The sequence below is a fragment of the Mycobacterium sp. TH-M106 genome, from assembly GCF_057473765.1.
Genome location: NZ_JBYCLE010000153.1, coordinates 1 through 8,360, shown reverse-complemented (window position 1 = coordinate 8,360; position 8,360 = coordinate 1). Strand labels below are relative to the sequence as shown.

The 8,360-nt window shown below is 68.2% G+C and carries 5 protein-coding genes; all 5 read right to left on the bottom strand.

Annotated features, from left to right (window positions below):
* Window positions 1-197: 197 nt before the first annotated feature.
* Window positions 198-1,427, bottom strand: coding sequence for an N-acetylmuramoyl-L-alanine amidase (locus tag AC2VOP_RS05555; protein ID WP_486960022.1), 1,230 nt, complete (start codon window positions 1,425-1,427; stop codon window positions 198-200).
* Window positions 1,428-1,610: 183 nt separating this feature from the next.
* Window positions 1,611-2,615: a thioredoxin-disulfide reductase gene (gene trxB, locus AC2VOP_RS05550; protein WP_486960021.1), complete on the bottom strand. Its 1,005-nt coding sequence runs from the start codon at window positions 2,613-2,615 to the stop codon at window positions 1,611-1,613.
* Window positions 2,616-2,801: 186 nt separating this feature from the next.
* Window positions 2,802-3,371, bottom strand: coding sequence for an RNA polymerase sigma factor SigM (gene sigM / locus AC2VOP_RS05545; protein WP_486960020.1), 570 nt, complete (start codon window positions 3,369-3,371; stop codon window positions 2,802-2,804).
* Window positions 3,372-3,483: 112 nt separating this feature from the next.
* Window positions 3,484-6,981 carry a murein biosynthesis integral membrane protein MurJ gene (gene murJ / locus AC2VOP_RS05540; protein WP_486960019.1) on the bottom strand — a complete coding sequence of 1,166 codons (3,498 nt, stop codon included), beginning with the start codon at window positions 6,979-6,981 and terminating at the stop codon, window positions 3,484-3,486.
* The coding region (locus tag AC2VOP_RS05535; RefSeq protein ID WP_486960018.1) for a DUF6049 family protein at window positions 6,978-8,360 on the bottom strand (1,383 nt) is incomplete at its 5' end. The genes murJ and AC2VOP_RS05535, both read right to left, overlap by 4 nt.

Below are 8,360 nucleotides of genomic sequence, written 5' to 3'. Positions count from 1 at the left end.
AGTGAGAGCTACCCACCAGACCGGACCACACAGCCAACAGGTGAGCACCGGTAGCCGACACCGGCCAAGGATGCGAGGAACCGAATCTCGCCCGCCTCGCCGGAACGCACGCGGCGATCCGGGCCGGGCAACCGTTACGCCGGCGTTGGCCAACAATGACCAACATCAAATGTAACGGTGCCGCGGTCGCAAACCTGCTAAGAACCACCGAGTCCGCCGGACCGGTCCACCGATAACTCGTGGGCGAGCAACTCTGCGAAAGTAAACGTCCCGGTGGGCCGGTCGTTTTTGCCCAGCAGATAGAGCCGTTTGACTGCGGCCAGGATGCCCTCGGCGACAGCATCTCGGGTCTGTGCTGATACCAGCATCGCGCGGTCATGCGTGTTGGTGATGTAACCGACGTCGACCTGGACGGTGGGCATCCTCGTCAGGCGCAGCAGGTCCCAGGTCCGGCCATGAGTGCGGCAATCTCGTAATCCGGTGCGCGCCACCAACTCTCGCTGGATGAAATCAGCCAGATTACGTCCGATGGTGGAGACCGAACCGTGCGAGTTACCGAAGTAAAAGGAAGCCACGCCGTTGGCAGTGGGACTGATGTGGGTCGCGCAGCGCAAGCTGATCATCAGGTCGGCGCCGACGGCGTTGGCGGTGGCGGCCCGCTCGGCGTCGGACGGGCCGCGACCGCTCGGTCTGGACAGAAATGTTTCCATGCCTATCGCGGTCATCCGACCCTCGAGTCGGCTTGCCAAGTCCCACAACACATCGGCTTCGGTTATGGGGCCGCTGTCGCCCTGCGTAACCATGCCCTGTTGGCCATCGCCTGCCCCACCGCCGCCCGGATCGACGACAATCCGTTTCCCCGACAGTTTCGGTCCGGAACGGCGTACCAGCTCTTCCTCTCGAAATGCGTGCAGGGAGCCGCCGGTGACCCGCGAAGCCAGGAAATTGAGGGAGCGCAACGTCTCCGGGCCACAGATGCCGTCCGCGTACAGGCCGTACTCACGCTGGTAAGACATCAACGCATGGTGTGTCTGCAAACCAAAATAGCCATCGACCAGGTTGGTGTAGAAGCCGAGGTCCTGCAGGCGGGCCTGAAGGGTGGCGACGTCGTCGCCGTACATGGGTGCGCCGAACTGGTGGTTGAGGGTGCGAGCGCCCAGCCGGTAGGACGCCTCCTTCAGCGCGCGATAGGTGGCCTCGCCGATGATTCCGTCGACGAGGAGGCCGCGTTGCTGCTGGAAGGCACGCACCGCCCGGTCCAGTTCTTCGTCGAACACGTCGAGTGCCACGTGCTTGCCGGTGGTCAGTTCGGCGTCGGGACTGTTCACCAGCCCCAGCGCCGCCAATGCTGTCCGGATTTCGACGACAGCTGCGCTGCGGTCGCCGCAACGCAGCGCGCCGTTCGCGCCGCGGTGCTGACTCGGCATAGCAGGTTCCTCCGGTCACCGGTGTCAGCGTCAAAAACGGCTGACAATCGTCAGCGGGTTAGCGAGCAGGTTAGCCAGAATTGTCGCAGATACTCAAGCCGGGAGCAGCAGGAGACGGCGTCTAGAAGGACCTCGAAACAAGTCTCGAGACCGGTCAGCGAGCCTCGGTGTCCCCGGTCTCGGTCATGACGGTGTTCCCATCAGGACGGCACTGTTGTCGCTGCCGCCGGGGACGGCGTGGGCGGGGTCTGCGGAGTCTGCCAGCCACCGCTCGGCGTCGATCGCCGCAGCGCAGCCGGTGCCTGCAGCGGTGACCGCCTGGCGGTAGGTCCGGTCCACCAGGTCGCCCGCGGCGAATACGCCCTCGACCGAGGTCCGGGTGGTGGGCTGCTGGACCAGCACGTAACCGTCGGCGTCGACGTCGACACCGTGGTTGCGCACCAATCCGGAGCGCGGATCGTGACCGATCGCGACAAAGACACCGGTCACCGGCAACGCGGTCTCCTTGCCGGAGCGGGTGTCGCGCAGCCGCAGTCCGGTCACCGCGGTGTCGCCTTCCACTGCCACCGCGACGCGGTGGGTGAGGAACCGGATCTTGTCGTTTCCGCGGGCGCGGCTGACCATGATCTTGGAGGCCCGGAACTCGTCGCGCCGGTGCACGATGGTCACGCTGCGGGCGAACCGGGTCAAGAACAGAGCCTCTTCCATCGCCGAGTCGCCGCCGCCGATGACTGCCACGTCCTGGTCGCGGAAGAAAAAACCGTCGCAGGTAGCGCAGGAACTCACACCACGGCCGAGCAGCTTCTGCTCACCAGGGACGTGGAGATAGCGTGCGGCGGCGCCCATGGCCAAAATGACCGCCCGAGCCCTATACGTCTGCCCGTCGGTGGTGACGACAGACTTGATTGGCCCGGTCAGCGCCACCGATTCGACATCCTCCGCGCGCAGATCGGCCCCGAAACGCAGGGCCTGCTCCCGCATTTCGTCCATCAGGCCCGGGCCGTCGATGCCGTTGCGGAAACCGGGGTAATTCTCGACTTCGGTGGTGGTCATCAGTGCGCCGCCGAACGAGGTTCCCTCGAACACGACCGGTGCCAGCTGTGCGCGGGCGGCGTAGATCGCGGCGGTGTACCCGGCCGGGCCGGAGCCGATGACGATCACATCGTGGATGGTCGGTGTGGCGGTCATGGAAAGCCTTTCCGCTGGCAGGCTGCTACAGCGGCTACCAACGTCAGCGGACGACCGACTGTTCCCGCTACCGGCCCAAGATGTGACCCAGCAGCCCGATCTGCGCGGAACTCCAGCTGGGCGGCACCCCGAACGCGAGCACGGTGTCGGCCCGCCCGCCGCGCAGCACCAGCTCCAGCTGGACCATTATGCGCAGTCGGTCCGGTGACGACCGAGCAACACCGCCAGTCGGGCTCGCCCTCGTGCACAGCGGCTCTTGACGGTGCCCTCGGCCACACCCAGTGCGCGGGCAGTGTCCGCGATCGAGTAGCCGTGCATGTCCACGGCGACCACCGCGGCCCTTTGCTCGGCCGGCAACCGCATCAACGCATGCCGCACCACGATTGCGGTTTCCACCTGTGCTGTGCGGTCGGCAACCGGTCGGGTGTGGTCGTCGAGGGCGGCACGGAGGTGGGTTGTGCTGCGGCGCTGTCGATCCAGGCAGGCGTTGACCACGATCCGGTGCAGCCAACTGCTGACCGCGGCATCGTTGCGAAACGACGCGGCGCCGCGATGCGCGGACAGCATCGCATCCTGCAAGGCATCGGCAGCGTCTTCGCTGCTGCGACTGGTACGGCAGGCTAGCCGACGCAGCTGGCGGTGGTGGCGGTAGAACAACTCCTCGAACGCGTAGCGGTCGCCGGTGACGTGCGCGGCGAGCAACTCGGCGTCACTGAGCTCCCGCCGTTTTCGCTCCTGACATTTCTCGTGCTGCATGGCCGGACACTAACCAATCGATCGCGGCCGGGCACTTCACCTGGTGGGAGCTGGTGGAAGCTGGTGGGAGCTGGTGGGACCTGGTGGGACCTGGTAGGACCTGGTGAGATCCTTACGCTGAGCCGTAAACGGTGATTTCGGAGACCTCGGTGCGACTTTCACCGTTGGTGCTGCCCAGCGTGGAGATCCACACCAGCAGGTTGGACGTCGACGACGATGCGTTGACGGCGATCCGGTTGGAACCGGGCTGGAGCAGCTTCGGCTGGGTCAGCGCTGAGGTGTCTTCCAGCCTGGCCGGATTCGGGTTCGGTGAGGAGCGGATCTGTACTCGGGTTCCGGTGCTGGAGACGTTGATCGCCACTGCGTCGACCACGGTAGGCGTGGGCAGCTGCAACATCAGCCCGACGCCGCTTTTGAAATTCGGGAACGGCAGGGCGTCGTGGTAGGTGTCCGTCGGCCAGAAGGTGGCAGGATTCCCGTCGATGGCCAGCCCCGCGTCCTGTGGTGCGTCGGCCCCGCCGCCGGGCGAGAACACGGTCGCCCGCATCGGTTTGACGATGCTGCCGGGGGCGGCGAAGCCGGCCTGCGACGACTGAGACGACCCGGCGGACGGGTTGTTCAAGCCGAGTTGGTCTTTGTCCAGCCCGGTGACATCGCCGAAAATGCGGTTCAGCACCGAGGCCAGGACGATCAGGGCTACCAGGAGTATCGCGCCACCGGCGCCGATTCCGATCAGCAGGGCGTGCCGACGCCGGATGCGGGTCACTTCATCGGGCGGTGCTTTAGGGGGAGGCGGGGGCGGCTCCTCGTCGATCGGACCCAACAGATCGGTGCGTTCGGCTACCGCCGTCGCCTGCCGCAGCAGATTCAGAAGTGTTGATGCACTGCGTATCCCGCCATCCGCCTCGATCGAGTGGGTTGCCGCCGCGGCAATCTGGAACGGGATGTCAGGATCGACGGAATCCGCGTCGACGGGGTGGCCGGCGGAATCGCGTTCGGCGGGTGCGATTCCGGATGCGGTGCCCGATTCCGGCAGCGGCCAGCGGTTGACCAGCAACGCGTAGAGGACCGCACCGATTCCGCGAATGTCATCCTCGGGGTTGGCGGCGGGCATGGTGGCCGGGAACGCCAGCGCGACATCGCCGTGAACGCTGACCCGCACTCGACTGGGGTGATCGATCGACAACGCGACGCCGGCGTGGTGTGCTGCCTCCGCGGCAGCGACCAGCGACCGCATGGCGCGGGCGGCGCCGACCGGGGAGGGTGACGTCTCGGCCACCTCACGCAGCGACCCGCCGCGAACCCACTCCGACACCACGAAGCCGCCCGTGCCGGTGTGAGCCACGTCGAGCACGCGGGCGATACCGGGCAGATCGATCCGGCTGAGCCGCAATGTGCGTGACAGGATTTCGTGCACTGTGTCCTCGGGCAGGGTCTGATCCGGGTCGACGAAGGTGAGCGCCACCTGCCGGTCCAGCGCCGTGTCCAGTGCCTGCCAGAACTGCAAGGCGGGTGCACCGCCGTGGGATACCAGCAGCCGGTAGCGACCACCAGCGATGCTGGCGCCGGGCACCAGGTGCGCGTCGTCCGGTGGTCCCGGTTGCGGCCCCGAGTCCAGCACAGCCTCCCGAGAGGGTTGGGCGACCGGAGGGGGCGGCGCGCCGCGAGCTGGCTTTGCCGCCGGTCCGTGCCGTTCGAGTGCCGCCTGGCGGTCGTCCACGGGGTTGTCGTGCACCCTCGTGCCTTTCGCTGTCCGGCTCTTCGCCGTGGGCCTGCCGCTGAGTTGCGGGGGTTCGCGCCGGGCTGCTTGGCAGGCCAGATCCGTGCCCGGCACGACCGGATTGTCGAACTCAGGGTACGGGACCTCGGCACGGCGGGGTTGCTGGTTGGGCAGACCAGCTCGACGACTGCGACCAGATATCCATGCCATGGCCGCCGCCCATGCCGCCTGTGCCTCAGGTACCCGGGCAGCCATCATCACCGCGGTCATGATCGGCAGCATCACCAGCGCGATGATCAGCAGTCGCAGCAGCGAGCCGGCGCCGCTCTGCCCGCCCCAGCTGGTCAGGGCTGCCAGCCCCAGGAGCCGGCCCAGTACCTGGGCGATCAGCCCGGCCAGCAGCGCCGCGGTGGTCGTGACCAGGATGGTGCGCACCACCTCGGTGTCGACCAGATGCCCACCGAAGGGCAGCAATGCGCGCCGCAACAGGTAGTAGCCGACGATCGCCCCGGACAGGAACGCGACTCCGTTGGCCGCGCCCAAGTAGGCGGCGACCAGATCGGGCGTGCCGGTGAGATGCGGCGCCAGCAGGGAGCCGACGATCTTGACCGCGGTGATGACGACGATGATCGCGATCGGCGTCCAGGGCTGCTCGCGGGCGTAGAAGACGCGCAGCTGCAACAGCACCAGGGCATAAGGGATCAGGGTGAACGCGGAAAGCGCAACGGCAGCACCCAGGTACCCGGCGTCGACGGCGCCGAAGTTGCCGTAGGCGAACAACGCGCTGCCGATCGCCGGGCCGCCTACCGTCATCACCGCCACCGTGGGGATGAGCGTGACCATCATCAGCCGGGTAGCCAGCGACAGGTCCGCGAGCACCGCGGGGGTGTCGGCGGCGGCAGCATTGCGGCTCAGCCGCGGCATGACGACCGTCAGCACCGTCACGCCGATCATGCCGAACGGCAGCTGCAGCAGCAGCCACGCATAGTAGTAGATCGCCGGTCCGGAGGCGGCTGCGGTGCTGGCGATCTCGTTGGCGACCACCAGACCGGCCTGACTGATCAGCACATAGAGCACCATCGCGGCGGCCATCGCGCCGAAGCGTTTGAGCCGTTGGTCGATGCCCCACAGCGGACGCAGGCTGATACGTTCGCGCCTGATCGCAACCAGCAACACCACGGCCTGGGCGACGACCCCGAGGGTCGTGCCGATGCCGAGCACCAGCAGCTTGGCATTGCCCATCCTCACCGGATTGACCGAGAGCTCGCCCGGCACCGCCAGATAGAGCCCCAAGGTAGCGATCGCCACCGCATTATTGACCACTGGCGCCCACGCCGGTGGCCCGAAGACGTTGCGGTTGTTCAGGATCGCCATGAACACCGACGACAGGCCGTAGCAGATCACCTGTGGCAACAGCAGGTAGGCGAACGCGGTGGTCAACGCAGCGTTGACCCGGGGATCACCGCCCAGCATCAATCGCACCAGCAGCGGGGCAGCGGCCACCGACATCACGGTGGTCACCAGCAGCAACGCAGTGGCGAGCGTGACGAGGCGTCGCACGAACGCGGCCCCGCCGTCGGCGTCGTCTCGTTCGGCGCGGGCCAGCACCGGCACGAAGATCGCGGTGAACGTCGCCTCCAACACCAGGGCGGCAATCTGGTTCGGCAGCTGGTTGGCCACCGAGAAGGCACTGGTCAGGGCGGCGCCCAGGATCGCTGCCAGCAACACGATCCGGGCGAAGCCGGTGATCCGGCTGACCAGCGTCGCCAGCGCCATCCCCCAGGATCGTGACACCACCGCGGCGTCGGTGAGTTCCGGGCGTGCGGCCGGGCTGACCCGCCGCGGTGCCGGCTGGCCGGCTGGCCCGGCGCGGTGGCCCGGGGCGCTCATCTGGGGGTTCCTGCGCCTGCTCGGTGTTCGATGTCCGCACCTGCAGTTGTGGAGGCGCGGTCCAGGTCGGCGGGGTCGGGTTGGCCGCGGAAGCGGTGCCAGAGCCGGCGTCCGGCCAGTGCCACCAGCAGCACAGCGGCCGTTGTGGTGATCATGAACAGCACCATCCCGTAGGCGTTGGAATGCACCGACAGCCGTGCCGGCTCGCCGAGCGGCAACCCGTCCGGGGTGCGCAGCGCGACGTCGACAGCGACGCGCTGGTTGACGTGCACTTCGACCGGCACCCGCAGCGGCAGGTATCCCGGCGGTAGCTCGATCTCCCCGACGTCGGCGACCGTCATCCCGGGCGGTGCGTCGATGTGCAGGCGCACCCGGATCGGCACCGCGAGGTTGTTGCGCAGCGCCAGCGGCAGCGGGCTGTGCTCGGTGGCGAGAGTATAGGAGCCGGCCGGGTTGACGATGGTGACCGCGGCGAACAGGTCCTCGATGGCACGGGCGACGGCCGCGACCCGATGCACGGCCAGCCCGTTACGTGCGGCAGGCGGCTCCGCCTGCGTCAGTGCCCGGAGCATGTCCTCTCGCAGCGGCGCGGTGTAGGACTCACCGGTCAGCCCGGTGCGGGGCTCAGTGGTCAGCGCCGATGTCAACCCCCACAACCGGCCCATCTGACCGGCGATGGCGGCGACGACGTCGTCACCGAACCGGCCCCGCACCGCCTCGCCGATTGCCGGGCGCAGTGGGGTTTCGGCGGCGAGCTCTCGGGCGGCTGCAATGGCCGCCGGCAACGGCTGCGGCATCGCCAGGCCGGAGCGCATCGCCATGGCCACAGTGGACAGCACGGCCTGCGCATCGTCGGCGCGCGGCTCCCAGTAGCTCGGCGGCAGCACGATCTCGGTGCGAGGGGCGACGTCGGGCTCCAGACTGCGCCACAGCACCGAGCCCAGCGCATCCTGGCGGCGCGCGACAGCCGAGTCGTGGCGGAGCCGAACCGCGAGTGACGGATCGAGGTAGGTCGGCGCCGCCGGCTCGGCGCCCAGCGCGGCCAGTGCACCACCCAGGGCGGGGTCGAATGGTGCGGTCACCACCTGTGGCGACACGCGATGCGGGGTGAGGTCGGCGACCGGCGATGCGCCGGCAGCAGAATCCCGGTCGGCGCAGTCACCGGGGGCGATCGCCACCGTGTCACCACGCGTGCTGAGCAGGTCTACCACGTCACCGGTGAGTGGGCCGTCACCGAGCAGGGTGGCGCCCCGGACCGAGGTGACGCCGAGGATCCGGTCGATGATCTCAGCGGGGCCGGTGACGGCGATCGTGTCGAGGCCCGGGTCGCCGACCCGTTGCAGGGCGCCGAGATCGGCCTGGGCGTAGGGGATCGGCGC

What these genes read in the sequence shown, in the direction of transcription:
- AC2VOP_RS05555 (WP_486960022.1), bottom strand. Translation starts at nt 1,427, where the DNA reads ATGCCGAGTCAGCACCGCGGCGCGAACGGCGCGCTGCGTTGCGGCGAC.
- trxB (WP_486960021.1), bottom strand. Translation starts at nt 2,615, where the DNA reads ATGACCGCCACACCGACCATCCACGATGTGATCGTCATCGGCTCCGGC.
- sigM (WP_486960020.1), bottom strand. Translation starts at nt 3,371, where the DNA reads ATGCAGCACGAGAAATGTCAGGAGCGAAAACGGCGGGAGCTCAGTGAC.
- murJ (WP_486960019.1), bottom strand. Translation starts at nt 6,981, where the DNA reads ATGAGCGCCCCGGGCCACCGCGCCGGGCCAGCCGGCCAGCCGGCACCG.